Raw genomic sequence first — 19,737 nt, 5'->3', positions numbered from 1 at the left:
CGTCATGCAACACAGTCCGCCCTCGACGAGCCGCGCCACGCGCGACTGGATCGGTATCGTGCTTGTCGGGACGATCCTCACATGTCTTGCTGTACTCGGTCTCAATATCTGGCTGAACATGCAGGCGGCCGGAATGACGCCGGGCTTCGGGTTCCTGGCCCAGACCGCAGGATTTGATCTGAGCGAAAGCCTGATACGCGCCAGCGCCTCTGACAGCTACGGGCGGGTGATCGTTGCAGGCCTGCTGAACACGGTGTTTCTGGCGGTCTGCGCGCTGGTGCTTGCCACGGTGCTTGGCGTCCTGATGGGGCTGGTCAGCGTGACACCCAGTCCGGCAGGCCGTCTGATCGCCATGCTCTATGTCGAACTGTTTCGAAACCTGCCCAAGATCCTTGTTCTGCTGGTGCTCTATGTCATGACCGTGCGCGGGTTGCCCTCCGTACGGGAGGCGATTTCGATCGGGCCGATCCATCTGAGCAACCGCTCGATATACCTGCCGACGATCGAGGCTGATCCGCGGCAGGCCTGGTTGCTCCTGCCGCTGGCGCTTGCGTGTGCGGTTGCGGTGCTCTGGCACCGTCACGCTGGCCGGATCAAGCGCGAAACGGGCCGGGAGTTGCCCGTCCTGCCGGTGGTTCTGGCCGCCGTGTTCGGGCTGCCGTTGGCCTTCGGCCTTGCCTTCGGCACGCCCATGGTGCCCGATCTTCCGGAACTCCGGCGTTTCGATTTCGAGGGCGGTGCCCGGTTTTCGATCCAGTTCATGGTGGTCTTGCTGACGCTTGGCCTGTATCACGGTGCCCAGGTCGCCGAGGTGGTGCGCGGCGGCATCCTGTCAGTGCCGCGCGGCCATATCGAGGCCGCGATGGCGCTGGGGATGGCACCGAGGTCGGTGACGCGTTTCGTCATACTGCCGCAAGTGGTGCGGATCATCATTCCCCCGATGATCAACCAGTACGTGAACCTCATCAAGAATACTTCCATCGCCATTGCGGTTGGCTATTCCGACCTGATGTCGGTCAGCGGCACAATCATCAACCAGACCTTCCGCCCGCTGGAAGTGATGTTGATCACCATGGGGCTCTATCTGGGACTGTGCCTGGTGACGTCCTGGGGGATGAACCATCTCAACGACAGTCTGCGCGCCCGCAGCACCGGACAATCCAGATGATTCCCCCATCCCCACCCCCCGAGGCACGCCGCGATATCCTGAAGCAATGGGCCGGAACGCCGGTGACGGCTCTTGTCTCGCTGGTCAGCGCTGCGGTTGCGGCGCTTGTCGCTTGGGGGCTCCTGGATTGGGCTTTGCTCTCGGCGGTCTCTCCGCTGCGTCCGATGGCAGATTGCACCGGGGCGTCGGGCGCCTGCTGGCGGTTTTATGCCGAAAAAAGCCGGTTCATGTTGTTCGGCACCTATCCCTATGCCGAGCACTGGCGCCCAGCGGTGGTCTGCGCCGTGCTGCTGGCGCTCTCCGTCGCGGTCGGCCTTCGGATGACCGGGCGGTTGCGGGGCCTTGGCTCGACGGCCCTGATGGCGATGTGGTGCGCGGTGATCCCCGCATCCTTCCTGTTGATGAGTGGCGGCTTCGCCGGGCTTGTGCCGGTCGACATGTCGCGGTGGAACGGTATGCCGGTGCTGCTGATCCTCTCGGTCATCGCGATCGCGCTGGCCTTTCCGCTGGGGGTTGTACTGGCCGTTCTGCGCCACCAGACCCGCTGGCCGGTGCTGCGCCGCGCGGCCATTGTCTACATCGAAGGGATGCGGGGCTTCCCCATGGTCACCGTCCTGTTCGTCGGTGTCTTCGTTCTGCCGCTGACCTTGCCGCCGGACACCCGGATCAGCCCGGTCTTGGCCACGCTGATCGCGCTGGTGTTCTTCCACGCATCCTATTTCGCCGAAGATGTGCGGGGTGGGTTGCAATCTTTGCACGGCGGCCAGCAAGAGGCCGCATCCGCATTGGGTCTGTCATGGGTGCAGTCGATGCGGCTTGTCCTGTTGCCGCAGGCCTTGACCCGCAGCCTGCCTGCCTTGGTCAACTCGGTGATCGGGGCCTACAAGGATACGTCGCTGGTCGTGGTCCTCGGAATACATGATCTGACCGCTACGGCGCGCATGGCCTTCAGCGAACCCGGCTGGGGGCAGTTTGCGCTGGAAGCCTATGCCTTTGTCGGGGTCTGGTTCCTGCTGTCCTGTGCTTTCCTGTCCTGGGTCGGTCGCGAATTGCACCGCAGCGCGGGCGCGAAAAGCCGCTGAGGACCCGTCAGAATTGTCATTAAACTGATGAAATATACCTGTATACATGTAATGGCATACGCTGATACTCTCCTCTTTCAATCGCAGGAGTTTCCCATGTCCGCCGCAAAAACCCTCATGTCCGCCAGCGCTGTTCTCCTGGTTGCCGCGACGACCCCCGCCCTTGCCGGGCCCGTCATGAATGACATCAAGGCCAAAGACAGCCTGATCTGTCTTGTCAGCCCGACCGCCCCCGGTTTCTCGGTGCCCAACAGCACCGGCATCTTCCAGGGCTTCAATGTCGATTTCTGCCGTATGGCCGCCGCTGCCATCCTGGGTGACGCCGGCAAGGCCGATATCCGTGGCATCGGCTTTTCCGATTCGATGAAGACCATCGTCGCGGGCGAGGCGCATATGGCATCGCGCTCCATCACCCGCACCGGCACCCGCGATGCCGACGAGGGCATGGTCTTTGTCGTGACGACCTTCTTCGACGGTCAGGGCTTCATGGTTCCCAAGTCACTTGGCGTGTCCAGCGCGGCGGAGCTCGATGGTTCCAGCGTCTGCGCCGAGGACGGCTCAACCACGCTTCTCAACATTGCGGACTGGTTCGGCGCGCAGGGCATGGCCTACCGGGTCGAGAACATCGCCGACAAGACCGCCCGCCTCGAGGCCTTCTTCTCGGGCAAATGCGATGTCTACGCCTCGGACGTGACCGCCCTGACGGCGGACCGCCAGCTTGCGCCGAACCCGGGTGACTTCGTCATCCTGCCCGAGGTCATCTCGAACGAGCCGCTGACCCTGGTGGCTCGCCCCGATCAAGCCTTCGAGGCCGCGTTGTTCTGGGGCTTTCAGGTCATGCTGAACGCCGACAAACACGGCATCACCTCGGCCAATATCGACGCGATCGTGGCCGATCTCGCCGACCAGCCGCCCGCCGTGCAGCGCATGTTCGGGGCCGACAGCGCCACCACCGACATGGCCGCGAAGCTGGGCCTGCCTGCTGACTGGGCGTACCAGATCGTCAAGCAGGTGGGGTCTTATGGCGAGGTGTTCGACCGTCACCTCGGCGTCGACACGCCCTTTGGCCTGAACCGTGCGAAAACGCCCAACGCCGCCGCGGCCGATGGCGGCCTGATGTATCCCTATCCGATCCGCTGATCCCGCTCCAGCGCGCCCCGGCTTTCGGGGCGCGCGCCCTTGTTCGGCCCTGCCATGCTACAGACACCGGAAACCGACGATCGCGACAGTTCCGTGCGCGCGATCTGCCCGCACCCCCGTGGCGGTCAAGTCATCACGATGGGCTTTCCCGGATTGGAGACCGACTTGCGCGGTCAGGCCCTGATCTCTCCTGAGCGAATGGAGGTTACCCTCGACCATGCCGTATCGGCGGGCATGGCGCTGCTGTTGATTCTACCCCAGCCCGATGAACTGCCAACGGATGCGATGTCACTGCTGCGGGGCGCGCTGCGCGCCCGTGGCCTGCGCGGTGTCCGTTTGCCGATCCTGGATTACTCGGTCCCTGGCGCGTCCTTCCTGCGCGCATGGCACCGCCTGTCACCGGCCTTTGCCGCGATCTTCGCCTCTGGCGGGTCCGTCGGCATGTGCTGCCACCATGGCGCAGGTCGCAGCGGCCTCGTGGCCGCGATGCATTTGATCGAAGAGGGTCTGACACCGATCGAGGCGGTGACGCAATTGCGCCGCCAGTTTCCCGAATCGGTGGAAAACGATCTCCAGTCTGCCTGGCTCGTCGATTTTGCAAACCCTCCGCGGGCCGACTGCCCCTGATAGCAGTGTCACGACAAGCGTATCGCGCATGCCCGCAGGGGAGGGCGCGGGGCGGTGCGATACCGCCTGGGCGGAGGAAAACATCGAACAGGCTCCCACCTTCCTTCGGCTGCCGCGCCAGCACCACAAGCACCTGAAGTCGACCAACAGGTTCGATCGCCTCAACGAGTAGATCCGGCGCCGAACCTATGTCCTGCCCCTCTTCCCGAATGCCCAGAGCCGGCTACGCCTCGGCAGGGCGCTTGCCGTGAAACGGCATCTTCTATGATGGTGCTTGTACTTGATCGTGAGACTGTCATGTCGCTGCATATCTGACCCGCCGTGCGCCGCCTCTGGTCAGCTACATCAGTATGCTGCGTGAAAACGTCTGAGGACGGAGTATTTTGCGACGTTTATCTTGCGGTGGGCGCGTAAAGTCCCGCCGTCGCCGCCTGCCCTGGGGGGCGCTGGCCGGCTGTCGCCGGGTGTCACCAGGAGCGCAGCGGCCGCAGCAAATGCGACTTCTTCGCCATGTGCTCGCCCATCCGCAGGTGCAGGCTGTCGAGCATGCGGATCCCGTCCAGCAGGAACGGGCCCTTGTTCAACATCACGCATTCGGCCCGCACCGCCATCGCGGCATCCGTCATTTCCCCGCGCGAGGGAACGCCGGTCCTGAGAAAGCTCTCCATCACCTGCGTCGCCCAGACGACGGGCAGATGGGCCGCCTCGCACAGCCAGAGGATCTCTTCCTGCATCTCCGCCACCCGCGCGAAGCCGACTTCCACGGCGAGATCGCCGCGGGCGATCATCACCGCCGCCGGTTGCCGCGCGGCGGCGGCGACCATGAGCGAGGGAAGGTTCCTGAGGGCCAGCCGGGTCTCGATCTTCAAGATCAGGCCGAGCTTGTGCCAGTCGTCGGGACGCAGATCCGCAAGGGCCGACTGCAGGTCGGCCACGTCCTGCGGCGTCTGGACGAAGGAAAAGTCGATGGCGTCGGCATGGCGGGCGACGAAGGGCAGGAGGGCGCGGTCGTCGTCGGTCAGGGCCGGCACGGCCAGTTCGGCATCGGGAACATTGATGCCCTTCTCGGGCTTCAGCTTGTAGCCCTTCTCTCCCGGTCCGGCCTCCACGACTACCTGCACGCCCCACTCCTCGACCGTGAGCACCCGCGTCGACAGCTTGCCGTCGTCGATATGGATGCGGTGACCGACCCGCGTCGCGTCGAGGGCGGCGTCGAGCTCGCATTCGATGGCGGAGAGAGAGGCGGGCACGTCGGAAACCCGGTTCTTGCGCGCGATCGCCAGATGGTCGCCGACATGCAGCCGCGGAGTGGCCTTGGCCTTGCGCGGCGTGCCGGTCCTGATCTTGGGACCGGGCAGGTCCATCACGACACGCATGCGCCTGCCGGTTCCGGCCTCGGCGGCGTGGACATGCGCGATCATGGCCGCCCACGCGGCCTCGTCATCATGGGCGCAGTTGATGCGCACGGCCTCGACGCCGAGACCCGCCAGGTGCGCGGCAAACTCCGGAGCCTTGGCCGCGCTGGAGGGAAGCGTGACCATCAGGCGCACCGGGCTTTCGGGTCCGCAGGGGCCGAGGATCGCATTGGCGCGGGCGGCAATCCTCGCCTGTCCGGCGAAGAAATCGCCGGCTCCGTTCGGCAGGGCCGCCGGTTCGCTGGCGCAGGCCAGCGCGAGAACGCGGCGAATGGCGGCCATCGTGGGCATCACGCGGCTTTCCGACCGGCCCAGCGACGACAGGCCGGCGGCCATCAGGCGCTGTTGCAGGTCGCGCAGGTCGCGGTGACGCAGGGCCAGGTAGTGCGACAGGTTGCTCGCGCTGTCGGCAAAGTCCGACCCCTCCAGCCAGGATTGCCAGGGCGCGGCGATCGCCGCCGCGTCTTCGGCAATCGCCTCGGCAAGCGCATCCAGTTCACGGGACAGGGCGGACAGGTCTTCGGGCAGCACGGAACACTCCTTTCGGATTCCCCTCTCACGGCAGTGCGACGGTGGTGTGAAGGACGGTTGCATGAACCTTGCTTGCGGGAGCTGGCGAGTGCAGGCCTTCGTAGATCTGTCGCCAATCCGACATGAATCTGACTCCTGTCCATCGCAACTTGTAACCGTCAGCAAGATGGAGGCGGGAATGTTCTCTCTGAGTGGCCGCAAGGCGCTGGTTGTCGGGATCGCCAACGATCAGTCGATAGCCTATGGCTGCGCGCAGGCGCTGAGGGCCCAGGGCGCGGACCTCGCCGTCACCTGGCTGAACGACAAGGCAGAGCGCTTCGTCCGCCCTCTCGCGGAGGACCTCGGGGCCGAGATCATGCTGCCGCTCGACGTGGCCCGGCCCGGCCAGCTCGAAGCGGTGTTCGGGACAATCGCGGATCGCTGGGGACGGCTCGACACGCTGGTCCACTCCATCGCCTTCGCGCCCAAGGCGGATCTTCACGGCCGGGTGGTGGATTGTTCGGCCGAAGGCTTCGCCATGGCGATGGATGTGTCGGTCCATTCCTTCCTGCGCATGATCCGTTCGGCCGAACCGCTGATGACCGAGGGCGGCTGCTGCCTGTCGGTCAGCTTCTTCGGCTCCTCCCGCGTGGTGCGGCACTACAACATGATGGGCCCGGTGAAGGCCGCGCTGGAAAGCGCCGTCCGCTATGCCGCCGCCGAGCTGGGCGAAAAGGGCATCCGGGTGCATGCCCTGTCGCCGGGGCCGCTGAAGACCCGGGCGGCGAGCGGGATCGACCATTTCGACGAACTTCTGGCGGCCGCCTCCGAGCGCGCGCCGATCCATCACCTGGCGACGATCGAGGATGTGGGGGCCGTTGCGGCCTTCCTTGCCTCGCCCGAGGCCCGCAACCTGACCGGCGGTGTCCACGACATCGACGGCGGCTTCTCGATCACGGCCTGAGGAGACCCCCATGGCGAATGTCTTCGATCTGTTCGATCCCTTCCGCCAGTCGCAGGTTCTGCGCTCCAAGGGCGATCTCTTCTCCGCGATGCAGAAGACCATGACCGCCACCGACGGCGAGATCGATGCCGGTTCGGCCATCTTGACCGTCCTGACCACGGCCGCCTCGCGCCAGTCCGAGCGGATCGCCGATGGCCATTCGCGCCGGGCCGAAGCGGCGGTCGAGACCGCCCGCTCGCTGATGGACAAGCTGCGGGCCGCGCAGGCCGAGGGCAGGCTGCACACGGATTATGCAGAATACCTGCGCGATGCCTGGGAACGGACGATCCTGACCATGGACACGCTGCGCAAGCGCGGCGATATCTTTCTGGCGCATGAAGAGGCCGGCTGCCCGCCCGTGCTGATCTACGATTACGACGTGATCATGGATGGCCGGGACCTGCCTTATCCGTCGAACTACATGCTGCTGAAGATCCTGCCGCCCGACGGCGTCACGATCGACGACGCCCGGCGCCCCTATATCATCATCGACCCGCGGGCCGGCCACGGGCCGGGGATCGGCGGCTTCAAGGCCGACAGCCAGGTCGGGGTCGCCCTGCGGAAGGGGCATCCGGTCTATTTCGTCGCCTTCCGGCGGATGCCGGAGCCCGGGCAGTTCCTGTCCTACGTCACCCGCTCGGAGGCCGCCTTCGTGCGCGAGGTGATGCGCCGCCATCCCAGGGCGTCGATGCCCGTGGTGACGGGCAATTGCCAGGGCGGCTGGGCGACGCTGCTGCTGGCCGCCACCAATCCGGACCTGACCGGCCCCATCGTCATCAACGGCGCCCCCGTCGCGCCCTGGGCCGGCAAGGTGGGCGAGAGCCCGATGCGCTACAATGCCGGTGTGCTGGGCGGCACCTGGATCCCGATGTTCCTGTCCGATCTCGGCGGCGGCATCTTCGACGGCGCGCATCTGGTGCAGAATTTCGAGCTTCTCAATCCGGCGCGCACGCTGTTCCGCAAGTATACCGACCTCTTCCGCGACATCGACAAGGGCGACGAGGCGTTCCTCGAGTTCGAGAAATGGTGGGGCGGCTTCTTCCTGATGACGGAAGCCGAGATCAAGTGGATCGTCGAGCAACTGTTCGTCGGCAACCGGCTGGTCAAGAACGAGGCCCGCATCGAGCCGGGACGCCCGGTCGACCTGAAGGCGATCCGCGCGCCGATCATCGTCTTCGCCAGCCACGGCGACAACATCACCCCGCCGCAACAGGCGCTGAACTGGGTCGCCGAAACCTATGCCGATGTGAACGAGATCCGCATCCGCGGCCAGCGCATCGTCTACATGGTGCACGAACAGGTCGGGCATCTGGGCATCTTCGTCTCGTCGCAGATCGCCAAGAAGGAGCACACGGAGGTTGCCTCCACGCTCAAGACGATCGAGGCCCTGGCCCCCGGCCTCTACGAGATGACCATCGAGGACGTGACCGAGAAGGACGGGCACACCCACTTCACCGTCGGCTTCGCGGAACGCACGCTCGACGACATCCGCGCGCTGGGCGACGGGCTGGACGACCAGCGTCCGTTCGCCGCCGTTGCCCGTGCCGCCGAGGTGCAGGCGCAGCTCTACGACGCGATCGTCCGGCCCGTGGTGCGCTCGCTGGTCACCGAGAGCGGGGCCGAGATGAGCCGCGCGCTGCATCCGATGCGCCTGACCCGCGCGCTCGCCTCCAGCAGCAACCCGGCGATGCAACCGGTCGAAGGCCTTGCCGCGAAGGTCAAGGCGGAGCGCCGCAAGGCCGCCGCCGGCAACCCCTTCCTCGCCGCCGAAGCCTTCTGGGTGCAGGGCACGGAGACCATGATCGACTTCCTGCGCGACAGCCGCGACATGGGGTACGAATTGTATTTCCATTCGATCTGGGGCAGCCCCTGGGGCCGTGCCTTCGGCCGCACCCACGAGGCGCGCCGGACCCTGAAGAACCAGAACGAGCTGCGCGGCTTGCCCGAGGTTGCCACTGCGCTGATGACCGTCGAACTGGGCGGCTTCTGCGAAGCGGTGATCCGCATGCTGGTGCTCATGGCCGAGAACCGCCGCCAGGTCCGGCGCGACCGGCTGGAGCGCTCGGCGCATGTGCTGACCAGGGATGAACCTTTCCGCAGTCTGGGCGCGGAACGCCGCGCGATGATCATCCATCAGCAGACACTGATCGCCACGTTCGAGCCCGAGCGCGCGATCGAGACCCTGCCGCTGTTGCTGGGCGACAGGAACGAACGCGAACTGGCCATGCAGGCGGTGCAGTACATTGCCGGCGACACCGAGGAAATGTTGCCCACCACGGTGGTCCTGCTGCAGCGGTTCCGCGAGATACTGGGGCTGGATCCGCTGATCGGCAACGTCTCGCGGGATCCGCTGTCGGCGCCCGCCGAGGTCCCTCCGACACTGGAGCCGGCAGCGATGCTCGAGACGGTGCCGCCGGCGGCCGGCGGCACGGCGAAACCCCGACGCGGCAAGCCCGTCTCCACTCCCGGTGGCGAGGGCTGAGATGCGCATGACAAATCGCACCTTCGACGAAATGCAGCCCGGCGACCGCGCCGAGCTGCGTCGTCTGATCACGGCCGACGATCTTTTCGTCTTCGCCGCCGCTTCGGGCAATTCCAACCCGATGCATCTGACGGACACCGATGTGGACGGCAACGGCACGGCCGAGCGCATTGCGCCGGGCATGTTCATGGCGTCGCTGATCTCCGCCGTGCTCGGCACGCAACTGCCGGGGCCGGGGACGCTCTATCGCCGCCAGACCCTCGACTTCCACACCCGCGCCCATGCCGGAGAGGAAGTCATCGTGCGTGCCGAGGTGGTGTCCAAGGCCGAGGGCATGGTGCGGCTGAGGACCGAGGTCACCCATGCCGACGGCCGCCAGATCCTGACCGGCGAGGCCGAGGTCATCGCCCCGGTCGAGAAGTTCGACCGCGAGGATGTCGAGGTGCCGGGGCTGGTGGTCCAGCGCCATCGCCATTTCGAGGCGCTGCTCGAGCGCGCGCGGCCCTTGCCCGCGCTGCCGACCGCCGTGGTTTGCCCGAACGAGGCGAAATCGCTGGGCGGGGCGTTGCTCGCCGCCCGCGAGAGCGTCATTTCGCCCATTCTGATCGGCGAGGCCGAGGCGATCCGGCGCGCGGCCGACGAAATCGGGGCCGATCTCGGCGGGATCGAGGTGATCGACGTGGCCGGCGATGCGGCCGCGGCCGAACTGGCCTGCAGGCTGGTCCATGACCACCGCGCGGCGGCCGTCATGAAGGGGCATCTGCATACCGACGATCTTCTGAAGCCGATGCTCGACAAGGCCCATGGCCTGCGGGTCGGGCGCCGGTTCACCCATGTCTTCGTGATGGACGTGCCGGGCCATCCCGAACCGCTGTTCGTCACCGATGCGGCGATCAACATCGCGCCGGATCTCGCCACCAAGATGGACATCTGCCAGAACGCCATCGACCTGGCGCTGTCCCTGGGGATGGAGCCGCGCGTCGGCGTGCTGTCGGCGGTCGAAACCGTCAACCCGGCCATCCAGTCGTCCATCGATGCGGCGCTGCTGTCGAAAATGGCCGACCGCGGCCAGATCAAGGGCGGTCAGGTCGAGGGGCCGCTGGCCATGGACAATGCGGTGGACATGGGGGCCGCGCGGACCAAGGGGCTGAAGGGCTCGGTCGCGGGGCGGGCCAATATCCTTGTCGTTCCGGGGCTCGATGCGGGGAACATGCTGGCCAAGCAACTGGCCTTCATCAGCCATGCCGAGGGGGCGGGGCTGGTGCTGGGCGCCAAGGTGCCGGTGATCCTGAACAGCCGCTCCGACAGCCCGATGTCGCGCCTTGCCTCCTGTGCCGTGGCGGCGATCCGCCATTTCGCGGGCGCCAGATGACCCGCGCGGTGCTGACGCTGAACGCCGGGTCGTCGTCGCTGAAGGTCGCGCTGTTCCCGCAGACCGGCGATGCGCCGGTGGCGACGGGCCTGGCCGACCGGATCGGGCCGCAGGCCCTGCTGCGCCTCACGGACGCGGACGGGGCCGAAATCCCGGCCGCCGCCGGGGATCTGACCACCCATGCCGGCGCGATGGCCGCCGTCATCGACGCGTTCCGGGCGCGCTGGCCCGATCTTGAGCTGCTCGCCATCGGCCATCGCGTCGTGCATGGCGGCGCGGACCGGCAGGCTCCCGAACCGATCACCGAGGCCTTGCTCGGCGAGTTGGAGCGGCTGTCTCCCTTCGCCCCGCTGCACCAGCCGCACAATCTTGCCGGCATCCGCGCGGCGAGGGCGGCGTTTCCGGGGGTGCCGCAGGTGGCCTGTTTCGACACCGCCTTTCATCGCAGCCACCCTTTCGTCAACGACACGTTCGCGCTGCCGCGCGCGCTCTATGCCGAGGGCGTGCGGCGCTACGGGTTTCACGGTCTGTCCTACGACTATGTCGCCGGGGAGCTGGCCCGCACCGCGCCGCGCCTTGCCCAGGGCCGGGTGGTGGTGGCGCATCTGGGCAACGGCGCCAGCATGTGCGCGATCACCGACGGCCGTTCGGTCTCCTCGACCATGGGGTTCTCGGCGCTCGACGGCCTGCCGATGGGCACGCGCTGCGGGCAGCTCGACCCCGGCGTGCTGCTCTATCTCATGGACCAGAAGGGCATGACGGCCGGCGAGATCTCCGACCTTCTCTACAGGCAGTCGGGCCTTCTCGGCCTGTCCGGCCTGTCGAACGACATGCGCACGCTCGAGGCCGCCGGCACGCCCGAGGCGGCCGAGGCCATCGACTATTTCACCTTTCGCTGCCAGCGCGAGGTGGGGGCGATGGCCGCTGCCCTCGGCGGCATCGATGCGCTGGTGTTCTGCGGCGGCATCGGCGAGAACTCGTGCCTGATCCGCGCCAGGATCTGCGAACGGCTGGGCTGGATGGGGATCGAGATCGATCATGCGAGGAACGCGAAGCATGCGCGGGTGATCTCTTCCGATCTCGCCCGCACGACCGTGATGGTCATTCCGACAAACGAGGAACTGGTGATCGCCCGTGCCGCCCGCGCGGCCCTGGGCGCGATGGAGGCCGTATGAAAGGTGCGTTGAGACCCGAGGCCGCGGCGGAGATGATCCCCGAGGGCGCCAGCCTGCTGATCGGCGGCTTCATGGCCGTCGGTTCGCCCGAGCGGATGATCGATGCCCTGGTGGCACGGGGCGTCGGCGGGTTGACGGTGATCGCCAACGACACGGCGATGCCCGGCAAGGGCGTCGGCAAGCTGATCTCGGCCGGCCTCGTCCGGCATGTGATCGCCAGCCACATCGGCCTCAATCCCGAGACGCAAGCCAAGATGATCGCCGGCGAGATCACCTGCGAACTGGTGCCGCAGGGCACGCTGGTCGAGCGCATCCGCGCCGGCGGCATGGGGCTCGGCGGGGTGCTGACGCCGACCGGCCTTGCCACCGAAGTGGAGACCGGCAAGCAGATCGTCACCGTCGAGGGCAACCGCTATCTGGTGGAAACGCCGCTGAAGGCCGACTTCGCGCTGATCGGCGCCTGGCAGGCGGATTATGTCGGCAACCTCAGCTATCTGCTCACGGCGCAGAATTTCAACCCGGTCATGGCGCTGTCGGGGCGCACGGTCATCGCCGAGGCGGAAAGCATCGTGCCGGTGGGGGTGATCCCGCCCGACGCGGTCAAGACGCCGGGCGTCCTGGTCGATCACCTGCTGATCCGCGCGGCCTGAGGAGGGGAACATGGACGCCAAGGAATTCATCGCCCGCCGGGTGGCGCGGGAAATCAGGCCGGGGTCGCTGGTAAACCTCGGCATCGGCCTGCCGTCGATGGTGGCGAATTTCGTGCCCGCCGATCTTGGGGTGTTCTTCCAGGCCGAAAACGGCGTGATCGGTCTCGGCGCCCGACCGCCGGAGGGGATGGAGGATCGCCACCTGACCGATGCGGGCGGCGGCTTCGTGACCGCCGTGCCGGGAGCGGCGAGCATCGACAGCGCCATGAGCTTCGGCCTGATCCGGGGCGGGCACCTGGACATGACGGTGCTGGGGGGACTGCAGGTCGACGAAGCCGGTCATCTGGCGAACTGGAAGGTGCCGGGCAAGATGGTGCCGGGCATGGGCGGGGCGATGGATCTGGTCACCGGGGCGGCCCGCGTGATCGTCGCCATGCAGCACAGCGCCAAGGGTCAGTCGAAGATCGTGCCGCGCTGCACCCTGCCGCTGACCGCGCAGCGCCGGGTCGACCTGGTGGTGACGGACCTTGCGGTCATCGAACCGACGGCGGCCGGTCTGGTCTTGCGCGAACGCGCGCCCGGCGTCACTGTCGACGACATTCGCGCCGCGACCGAGGCCGCATTGGTGATCCCCGACGACGTTCCCGAAGTGATCCTCGCCTGAGGACGTCCCGGCCCCGAGCGATCCCTCGCGCGGCGCCTGCGTCGCCGCCCACGAGGCGCGACACCAGACCGGCAGGGACTTGCCGGCTGCAACAACCGCCGATGCGGACCGGAGCCGATGCGGAGCGGGGACGGGCTGCACGGGGGAGGGGACCGCCCAGGGGAGGGGAATGCACAGGTTCAAGGCCGGGGACGGCACCTTTCTGGCGTATCGCGACACGGGTCGGGGCCTGCCCCTGCTGGCCCTGGCCGGCCTGACGCGCGACGGCCGCGACTTCGACTATCTCGCGCGACATCTGCCCGAGGACGTGCGCCTGATCCGGCTCGACAGCCGCGGCCGCGGCGGTTCGGGCTGGGCCGATCCCGCCACCTATACCGTGGCGCAGGAGGCGGGCGATGCCGTCGCCCTGCTGGACCATCTCGGCATCGACCGGGCGGCGATCCTCGGCTCGTCGCGGGGCGGGCTTCTGGGGCTGGTGATCGCCGCGACCCAGCCCTCGCGCGTGCTCGGGCTCTGCCTCAACGATGTCGGGCCGGTGGTCGAACGCGACGGGTTGCAGCGGATCGGCACCTATATCGGCATCGAGCCGGCGGTGGCCGATCTGGACGAGGTCGCCGACCGCATGCCGGCGGCGATGCCGGGCTTTCACGGGGTGCCGCCGATGCGCTGGGCCGAGGAAGCCATCCGCCACTATGTCCAGCTCGACGGTCGGCTCGGCCTGCCCTACGACCCCGCCCTGCGCCTCGCCTTCGAGACCGCGATGGCCACGCCGCTGCCCGAACTGTGGACGCTGTTCGACGCCTGCCAGGGGCTGCCGCTGGCGCTGATCCGCGGCGAGGCCTCGGATGTGCTGGCGCGCGCCACCGCGCAGGAGATGCGCCGCCGCCGCCCCGACATGATCTTCGCCGAAATCCCGGATCGCGGGCATATCCCGTTCCTGGACGAGCCCGAGGCCCTGCGCGCGATCGAGGACTGGCTGGCCGCCGTGGGACAGGCCTGCGCTGCCGAACGGGCGGCCGGATGATCGTCGCGCTCAGCGTTCGAACGCCACCTCGAAGACCATGCCCGTCTCGTCGGAGAAGCAGCGGGCCGTTCCGTCATGGGCGCGGGCCACGTCGTTGACGATCGCAAGGCCGAGGCCGCAGCCGCGCGAATGGTCCTCGTCGATGCGGAAGAAGCGGTCGAACACCCGCTGCCGCAGCTCCGGCGGAATGCCGGGGCCGTCGTCGGCAAAACGGATCCGCACCGAGTGCGGCTCGAAGTCGATCGAGACCTGCAGCCGTCCTTGCGGGCGCAGCGCGTATTTGTCGGCGTTGTCCAGCAGGTTGACCGTCATCTCCTCGACAAGCACGGGGTCGCAGTCGACCGGGCGGGCCTCGCCGGTGACGACGAAGGACACGTCCACGTCGCGCCGCAACTGCGTCTCGGCGAAAGGCAGGACCTTGTTGCGGATCAGGTCGACGAGATCGACCTTTTGGATGAGCGTCTTGAGACTGCGGCCGCGCACCCGTTCGAGCGACAGCAACTGCGAGGTCAGCCGGCTGGTGGCCCGCGCGGTGGCGGCCAGATCCTTGACGCGGGCGCGCAGTTCCGCCTCGGTCGGGGCGCTGATCGCCGCCTCGGCCTGGACCTGGATCGCCGCCACGGGATTGCGCATCTGGTGCGCGGCATCCGAAATGAAGCCGTCGCGCAGGGCGAAGGCCTGCGACAGGCGGTCGAACAGCGAGTTCGCGGTCTCGACGAGCGGGCGCAGTTCCGGCGGAACCCAGCGGCGGATCGGGCGCAGGTCGTCGGGCGTTCTCTCGCCGATCGCGTGACGCAGATCGAGGAGCGGCTTCAGCCCGATCTGGATGCCGAACCACAGGATCACCGCGGCCGTCAGGATGATGGAGCCGACGACCATGACCGATTGCGAGACCAGCGAGCGCGACAGGGCCTCGCGCTGGCGCACCGTCTGCCAGACCTCCACGGTCACCCAGCCGCCGAACTGCGGCTCGCTGATGAACTCGCGCAGCACCACGGCCCGCACCGGCTGGCCGAGCGACTCGCTGTCGAAGAACAGCGGCGCCCCGCCGTCGACGAGTGCGCCGGCCGGCTTGTCGGGCGGGTCGGAATAGCCGGTGACGAAGCTGCCGCCGGGCCCGCTCACCCGGTAGTAGACCGGATCGCCGAGGGCGGTGGTCAGTTCGTCCAGCAGCCGTTCGGTCAGCACGTCGCCTTCGGAGATCACCACGTCGCGCGAGATCGTCAGCGCCACCGCCAGCAGGGTGTTGTCGTAGAGCTCCTGCGACAGGCGCGTCGCCAACTGGTAGCGGGCGAGGGACGCGGCAGCGGCGACGAAGACCAGCGGCAGGATGAGAAGCAGGAACAGCCGCCCCCGCAGCGAAAGACGCTGAAACATCAGCCCTCGTCCAGCATGTAGCCGAGGCCGCGCGCGGTCCGGATCACGACGCCCGAGCCGTCGATCTTCCGGCGCAGCCGCGAGACCAGAAGCTCGACCGCGTTCGGATCGACCGGGGCGCCGGTGCCGTAGAGCGCATCGGCGATCCGGTCCTTCTCGATCAGCCGGCCGCGCTTGTCGAGCAGCAGCTCGAACAGCGCCAGCTCGCGCCGGGGCAGGTCGAGGCTCTGCCCGACCAGCGACACGATGCGCTTCTGGCGGTCATAGACCAGTTGGCCGATCACCTCCTGCGCCGGGGCGACCTGCGGGCGGCGGCGGGACAGGGCGCGCAGGCGCGCGATCAGTTCCTCCATGTCGAAGGGCTTGACCAGATAGTCGTCGGCGCCCGCGTCGAGCCCCTGCACCCGTTCGGAGGTCTTGCCGCGCGCGGTCAGGATCAGCACCGGCGTCGTGTCGCCGCGGGCGCGCAGCCGGCGGATGATGTCGATTCCCGACAGGCGCGGCAGGTTGAGGTCGATGATCGCCACGTCGGTGGTCTGTCTGGCCAGCGTCGACAGGAAGGCGTCGGCATCCAGCCCGTCGTCGATATGGTCGACGGCATGCCCTTGATCCTTCAAGGCATTTGTTATTCCCTTGGCGAGGTCGAGATTATCCTCGATCAAGATCACGCGCATGAAACGCCTTTTTGCAAGCACGACAGGTTGCGGACAGGAACCGCGCCTAGTTTCCGCGATCAGGCCGCGCTTGGGAGGAGAAATCAAGCGCGGTTTCGCACAATACTGCCCGAAGGGGCAGGGGGGTGTGCTACTGTCTCTACGGGAGGACGACATGACAATGAAACTCACTATCACGCGGCGCGTGGCGCTCGGGCTTGCCGCCGGCGCAATGACTTTCGCTCTGGCCGGACCGGCCACGGCCGAAGTCAGCTTTGCCGGCAAGACCATCGAATGGATCATCCCGTTCTCGGCCGGCGGCGGCTCGGACACCTGGGCGCGGTTCAACGCCCCGCTGCTGTCCAAGTATCTGCCGGGCAACCCGACCGTGGTCGTCGTGAACGAGTCCGGCGGCGGCTCGACCAAGGGCACCAACCTGTTCGCGGCGCGGGCGAAGCCCGACGGGCTGATGATCCTCGGCACCTCCGGTTCGACGCAGTTCCCCTATCTCCTGGGCGATCCGCGCGTGCGCTACGAGTACAAGGACTGGCGGATCGCCATGGCCGGCCCCACCGGCGGTGTCGTCTACACGACGCCGAAGCTCGGTCTGAAGGGGCCGGAAGACATCGCCATGCTCAAGGACAAGGAGCTGGTCTATGCCAGCCAGGGCGCGACTTCGCTCGACCTTGTGCCGCTGCTCGGCTTCCGCCTGATGGACTTCAAGGTGCAGCACGTCTTCGGCTTCAAGGGGCGCGGCGACGGCCGTCTGGCCTTCGAGCGGGGCGAGGTGAACATCGACTATCAGACCTCGTCGGCCTATCTCAAGAACGTGCAGCCGCTGGTCGATGCCGGCGAGGCGGTGCCGCTGTTTAGCTGGGGCGTGCTCGACGAGGCCGGCAACGTGGTCCGCGATCCGACCTTCCCCGACCTGCCGTCCTTCGTCGAAGCCTATGAGATGCTGACCGGCGTCGCGCCGTCGAGCCCCGAATATGCGGCCTATTTCGCCTTCTTCACCGCCGGCTTCCCGGCGCAGAAGATGGTGTTCCTGCCGAAGGGCACGTCGGACGAGATCGTCGCGGCCTATCAGAAGGCCTTCGAGGACATGAAGGCCGATCCGGACTACCAGGCCAATGCCGAAGCGGTGCTCGGCACCTATGGGCAGGTCACCGGCGCGCTGGCCCAGGCGCTGTTCGAAAAGGGCACCACCATCGCGCCGGAAGTGCGCGCCCAGGTGGCGGACATGCTGAGCAGCGAATACGGCGTCAAGCTCGGCGAGTGATCCCACTCCTTCCGACCAGACGGGGCGGGCCCTGACAGGGGCCCGCCTTCTCCCTTCGCCGAAGGGTGGCCTTGTTGCGACTGCCCGGCAAACACGGAAGCGCTCACCGTGATCGACACCCTCTTGTCCGCGCTCGGAACGCTGCTGTCGTTCCAGCATCTCTTCTACATGCTGATTGGCGTCTCGGTCGGGCTGCTGGTCGGTGTCATTCCCGGCCTCGGCGGCATCGCCGGCCTGTCGCTGCTCATTCCCTTTCTCTACGGAATGAACGAGATTTCCGCGCTGGCGATGCTGATCGGCCTCGTCGCCGTGATCCCGACCTCCGACACGTTCGCCTCCGTGCTGATGGGCATTCCGGGGTCCTCGGCCAGTCAGGCGACGGTGCTGGACGGCTTTCCGCTTGCCCGCAAGGGGCAGGCGGCGCGGGCGCTGTCGGCGGCCTTCATCTCGTCGATGGCGGGCGGCATCTTCGGCGCCATCATCCTGACCGGCTTCGTCGTCATCGCGCGGCCGCTGATCCTGTCCTTCGGTTCGGCGGAACTGTTCATGCTGGCGCTGTTCGGCCTGTCCATGGTCGCGGTGCTGGCCGGGCGGAGCCTTGCCAAGGGGCTGGCCGCCTGCTGCATCGGCCTGGTTATCGGGGCGATCGGCGGGGCGCCCGCCACCGGCGAGTTCCGGATGATCTTCGGCTTCGACTATCTCTATGACGGCATCCCGCTGGTGATCGTCGGCCTCGGCTTCTTCGCCGTCCCGGAGATCGCCGACCTGCTGCGCCGGAATTCGGCCATCGCCTCGGGCAATGCGCTGGGCTCGGGGTGGTTCCAGGGTCTGCGCGACTGGTGGGCGAATGTCTGGCTGTCGATGCGCTGTTCCGGCTTCGGCTGCATCATCGGGGCGATTCCGGGCCTTGGCGGGTCCGTGGTGGACTGGATCGCCTATGGCCATGCGGTGCAGACGGTCAAGAAGGATCCGCATTTCGGCCAGGGCGACATCCGCGGCGTCATCGCGCCGGAAAGCTCCAACAACGCGATGCAGGGCGGTGCCCTGCTGCCGACCATGCTGTTCGGCATCCCCGGCTCCGGGTCGATGGCGGTGTTCCTCGGCGGCATGGTGCTGCTGGGCATCCAGCCCGGCCCGTCGATGGTGGGCACCGACCTCGACATCACCTATTCGGTGATCTGGTCGCTGGCCCTCGCCAATGTCATGGGCGCCGGCATCTGCCTGGCGCTGGCGATCCCGATTTCCAAGCTGACCCAGGTGCCGTTCCAGCGGCTGGCGCCTTTCATGATCGTGCTGATCTGCTTCGCCGCGTTCCAGGCGACGCGCTCGCTGGCCGATCTGGTGGCGCTGCTGGCGCTTGGCGTGCTGGGCGTGCTGATGAAGCGTTTCGGCTGGCCGCGTCCGGCCTTGCTGATCGGCTATGTGCTGGCGCCGCAGGCCGAGACCTATCTCTACCAGGCGCTGCAGTTCAACGGCTGGGACTTCGTCTTCCGGCCCGGCGTCATCGTCATCGCCCTGATGACGCTGGCCTCGATCTGGTTCGGCCTGCGCAACCGGGTGGACGAGCATGGCCACGTGGTGCCGAACGCGGACGATGCGCCGGACGTGCCGACCTTCAAGGCGCATCTGCCGCAGATCGGCTTTGCCGCGGCGATGGCGGTGCTGCTGGTGGTGGCCCTGACGGACTCGCTGAAGCACGGGTTCCTGGCGCAGGTCTTCCCGCTGTCGGTGTCGCTGGTCGGCCTGACGATGCTGGTGATCCTGATCCCGCAACTGGCGCGCGGCAAGACGGGGCATCATTCGCATTTCGATGCCGAACTGACCGGCGAGCATGTCGGCCAGGAGGGGGTTGGCAATCTGTGGGGCGGGCTGGTATGGATCGCCGGTCTCGTCGCCCTGACGGCGCTGATCGGCTTCTACGCGGCCATGCTGGTCTTCTTCCCGATCTTCCTGACGGTCCGTGCCAAGGCTGGTCCGGTCATGACCGGGTTGATGACCGCCGGTGTCGCCGGAGCGATCCTGCTGCTGGCCTGGGCCTTGGCCCTCAACTTCCCTTCGGGCGTGCTGCAGGATGCCGTGGACCTGCCCTGGCCCTTCCGCTGATCGTGTTCCGGCC

16 protein-coding genes and 1 pseudogene are annotated in these 19,737 nt (G+C 67.3%); 14 read left to right on the top strand and 3 right to left on the bottom strand.

Features of this window, described 5'->3' with window-relative positions; translation table 11 throughout:
• Positions 1-4: 4 nt before the first annotated feature.
• From P2PM1_RS14390 to P2PM1_RS14370, 5 genes and pseudogenes are all read left to right on the top strand, one after another.
• Positions 5-1,168, top strand: coding sequence for an amino acid ABC transporter permease (locus P2PM1_RS14390; RefSeq protein ID WP_186399526.1), 1,164 nt, complete (start codon positions 5-7; stop codon positions 1,166-1,168).
• Positions 1,165-2,250, top strand: a complete 1,086-nt coding sequence (locus P2PM1_RS14385; protein WP_186399525.1) for an amino acid ABC transporter permease — start codon at positions 1,165-1,167, stop codon at positions 2,248-2,250. The genes P2PM1_RS14390 and P2PM1_RS14385 overlap by 4 nt, the downstream gene beginning before the upstream one ends.
• A 96-nt stretch (positions 2,251-2,346) precedes the next feature.
• A complete protein-coding gene (locus P2PM1_RS14380; protein ID WP_186399524.1) occupies positions 2,347-3,390 on the top strand; it encodes a transporter substrate-binding domain-containing protein in 1,044 nt (347 codons plus the stop codon).
• Between the two features lie 39 nt (positions 3,391-3,429).
• Positions 3,430-4,017, top strand: coding sequence for a hypothetical protein (locus P2PM1_RS14375; RefSeq protein WP_186399523.1), 588 nt, complete (start codon positions 3,430-3,432; stop codon positions 4,015-4,017).
• 61 nt (positions 4,018-4,078) lie between these two features.
• A pseudogene (locus P2PM1_RS14370) lies at positions 4,079-4,276 on the top strand (transposase); the annotation flags it as partial.
• A 208-nt stretch (positions 4,277-4,484) separates the two neighbouring features.
• Here P2PM1_RS14370 and P2PM1_RS14365 read toward each other — a convergent pair.
• On the bottom strand, positions 4,485-5,963 hold the full coding sequence (locus tag P2PM1_RS14365) for a pyruvate kinase (RefSeq protein WP_244301525.1): 1,479 nt from the start codon (positions 5,961-5,963) through the stop codon (positions 4,485-4,487).
• Between the two features lie 178 nt (positions 5,964-6,141).
• On the opposite strand from P2PM1_RS14365, the gene fabI reads away from it, so the two are divergent.
• The 7 genes from fabI (at position 6,142) to P2PM1_RS14330 (ending at position 14,312) form a co-directional block, all read left to right on the top strand.
• Complete coding sequence (gene fabI / locus P2PM1_RS14360; protein WP_186389218.1) at positions 6,142-6,906, top strand: enoyl-ACP reductase FabI; 765 nt, start codon at positions 6,142-6,144, stop codon at positions 6,904-6,906.
• A gap of 10 nt (positions 6,907-6,916) precedes the next feature.
• Positions 6,917-9,427 carry a DUF3141 domain-containing protein gene (locus P2PM1_RS14355; protein WP_186399521.1) on the top strand — a complete coding sequence of 837 codons (2,511 nt, stop codon included), beginning with the start codon at positions 6,917-6,919 and terminating at the stop codon, positions 9,425-9,427.
• 7 nt (positions 9,428-9,434) lie between these two features.
• A complete protein-coding gene (locus tag P2PM1_RS14350) occupies positions 9,435-10,799 on the top strand; it encodes a bifunctional enoyl-CoA hydratase/phosphate acetyltransferase (RefSeq protein WP_244301522.1) in 1,365 nt (454 codons plus the stop codon).
• Entirely contained in the window at positions 10,796-11,974 is a 1,179-nt protein-coding gene (locus P2PM1_RS14345) for an acetate/propionate family kinase (protein ID WP_186395245.1), read from the top strand. Before P2PM1_RS14350 ends, P2PM1_RS14345 begins: the two co-directional genes overlap by 4 nt.
• Complete coding sequence (locus P2PM1_RS14340; RefSeq protein ID WP_186389222.1) at positions 11,971-12,624, top strand: CoA transferase subunit A; 654 nt, start codon at positions 11,971-11,973, stop codon at positions 12,622-12,624. Before P2PM1_RS14345 ends, P2PM1_RS14340 begins: the two co-directional genes overlap by 4 nt.
• A gap of 10 nt (positions 12,625-12,634) precedes the next feature.
• Positions 12,635-13,288: a 3-oxoacid CoA-transferase subunit B gene (locus P2PM1_RS14335; RefSeq protein ID WP_186389223.1), complete on the top strand. Its 654-nt coding sequence runs from the start codon at positions 12,635-12,637 to the stop codon at positions 13,286-13,288.
• 169 nt (positions 13,289-13,457) lie between these two features.
• The gene (locus P2PM1_RS14330) at positions 13,458-14,312 is read left to right on the top strand and encodes an alpha/beta fold hydrolase (protein WP_186399519.1); all 855 of its coding nucleotides are present in this window, start codon (positions 13,458-13,460) and stop codon (positions 14,310-14,312) included.
• Between the two features lie 9 nt (positions 14,313-14,321).
• Here P2PM1_RS14330 and P2PM1_RS14325 read toward each other — a convergent pair whose 3' ends face one another.
• On the bottom strand, positions 14,322-15,689 hold the full coding sequence (locus P2PM1_RS14325; protein ID WP_186399518.1) for a sensor histidine kinase: 1,368 nt from the start codon (positions 15,687-15,689) through the stop codon (positions 14,322-14,324).
• Positions 15,689-16,363: a response regulator transcription factor gene (locus P2PM1_RS14320; RefSeq protein WP_186399517.1), complete on the bottom strand. Its 675-nt coding sequence runs from the start codon at positions 16,361-16,363 to the stop codon at positions 15,689-15,691. The genes P2PM1_RS14325 and P2PM1_RS14320 overlap by 1 nt, the downstream gene beginning before the upstream one ends.
• A gap of 160 nt (positions 16,364-16,523) precedes the next feature.
• On the opposite strand from P2PM1_RS14320, the gene P2PM1_RS14315 reads away from it, so the two are divergent.
• Entirely contained in the window at positions 16,524-17,621 is a 1,098-nt protein-coding gene (locus P2PM1_RS14315; protein WP_244293169.1) for a tripartite tricarboxylate transporter substrate binding protein, read from the top strand.
• Between the two features lie 108 nt (positions 17,622-17,729).
• Complete coding sequence (locus P2PM1_RS14310; protein ID WP_186399516.1) at positions 17,730-19,724, top strand: tripartite tricarboxylate transporter permease; 1,995 nt, start codon at positions 17,730-17,732, stop codon at positions 19,722-19,724.
• The last annotated feature ends 13 nt before the right edge of the window (positions 19,725-19,737 follow it).

The organism is Stappia sp. P2PMeth1 (assembly GCF_900185735.1).
Classification (GTDB): Bacteria; Pseudomonadota; Alphaproteobacteria; order Rhizobiales; family Stappiaceae; genus Stappia.
The sequence above is the reverse complement of the archived record's forward strand: the minus strand, read 5'-3'. Positions and strand labels throughout refer to the sequence as shown.

What these genes read in the sequence shown, in the direction of transcription:
- P2PM1_RS14390 (WP_186399526.1), top strand. Translation starts at nt 5, where the DNA reads ATGCAACACAGTCCGCCCTCGACGAGCCGCGCCACGCGCGACTGGATC.
- P2PM1_RS14385 (WP_186399525.1), top strand. Translation starts at nt 1,165, where the DNA reads ATGATTCCCCCATCCCCACCCCCCGAGGCACGCCGCGATATCCTGAAG.
- P2PM1_RS14380 (WP_186399524.1), top strand. Translation starts at nt 2,347, where the DNA reads ATGTCCGCCGCAAAAACCCTCATGTCCGCCAGCGCTGTTCTCCTGGTT.
- fabI (WP_186389218.1), top strand. Translation starts at nt 6,142, where the DNA reads ATGTTCTCTCTGAGTGGCCGCAAGGCGCTGGTTGTCGGGATCGCCAAC.
- P2PM1_RS14355 (WP_186399521.1), top strand. Translation starts at nt 6,917, where the DNA reads ATGGCGAATGTCTTCGATCTGTTCGATCCCTTCCGCCAGTCGCAGGTT.
- P2PM1_RS14350 (WP_244301522.1), top strand. Translation starts at nt 9,435, where the DNA reads ATGACAAATCGCACCTTCGACGAAATGCAGCCCGGCGACCGCGCCGAG.
- P2PM1_RS14345 (WP_186395245.1), top strand. Translation starts at nt 10,796, where the DNA reads ATGACCCGCGCGGTGCTGACGCTGAACGCCGGGTCGTCGTCGCTGAAG.
- P2PM1_RS14340 (WP_186389222.1), top strand. Translation starts at nt 11,971, where the DNA reads ATGAAAGGTGCGTTGAGACCCGAGGCCGCGGCGGAGATGATCCCCGAG.
- P2PM1_RS14335 (WP_186389223.1), top strand. Translation starts at nt 12,635, where the DNA reads ATGGACGCCAAGGAATTCATCGCCCGCCGGGTGGCGCGGGAAATCAGG.
- P2PM1_RS14330 (WP_186399519.1), top strand. Translation starts at nt 13,458, where the DNA reads ATGCACAGGTTCAAGGCCGGGGACGGCACCTTTCTGGCGTATCGCGAC.
- P2PM1_RS14325 (WP_186399518.1), bottom strand. Translation starts at nt 15,689, where the DNA reads ATGTTTCAGCGTCTTTCGCTGCGGGGGCGGCTGTTCCTGCTTCTCATC.
- P2PM1_RS14320 (WP_186399517.1), bottom strand. Translation starts at nt 16,363, where the DNA reads ATGCGCGTGATCTTGATCGAGGATAATCTCGACCTCGCCAAGGGAATA.
- P2PM1_RS14315 (WP_244293169.1), top strand. Translation starts at nt 16,524, where the DNA reads ATGAAACTCACTATCACGCGGCGCGTGGCGCTCGGGCTTGCCGCCGGC.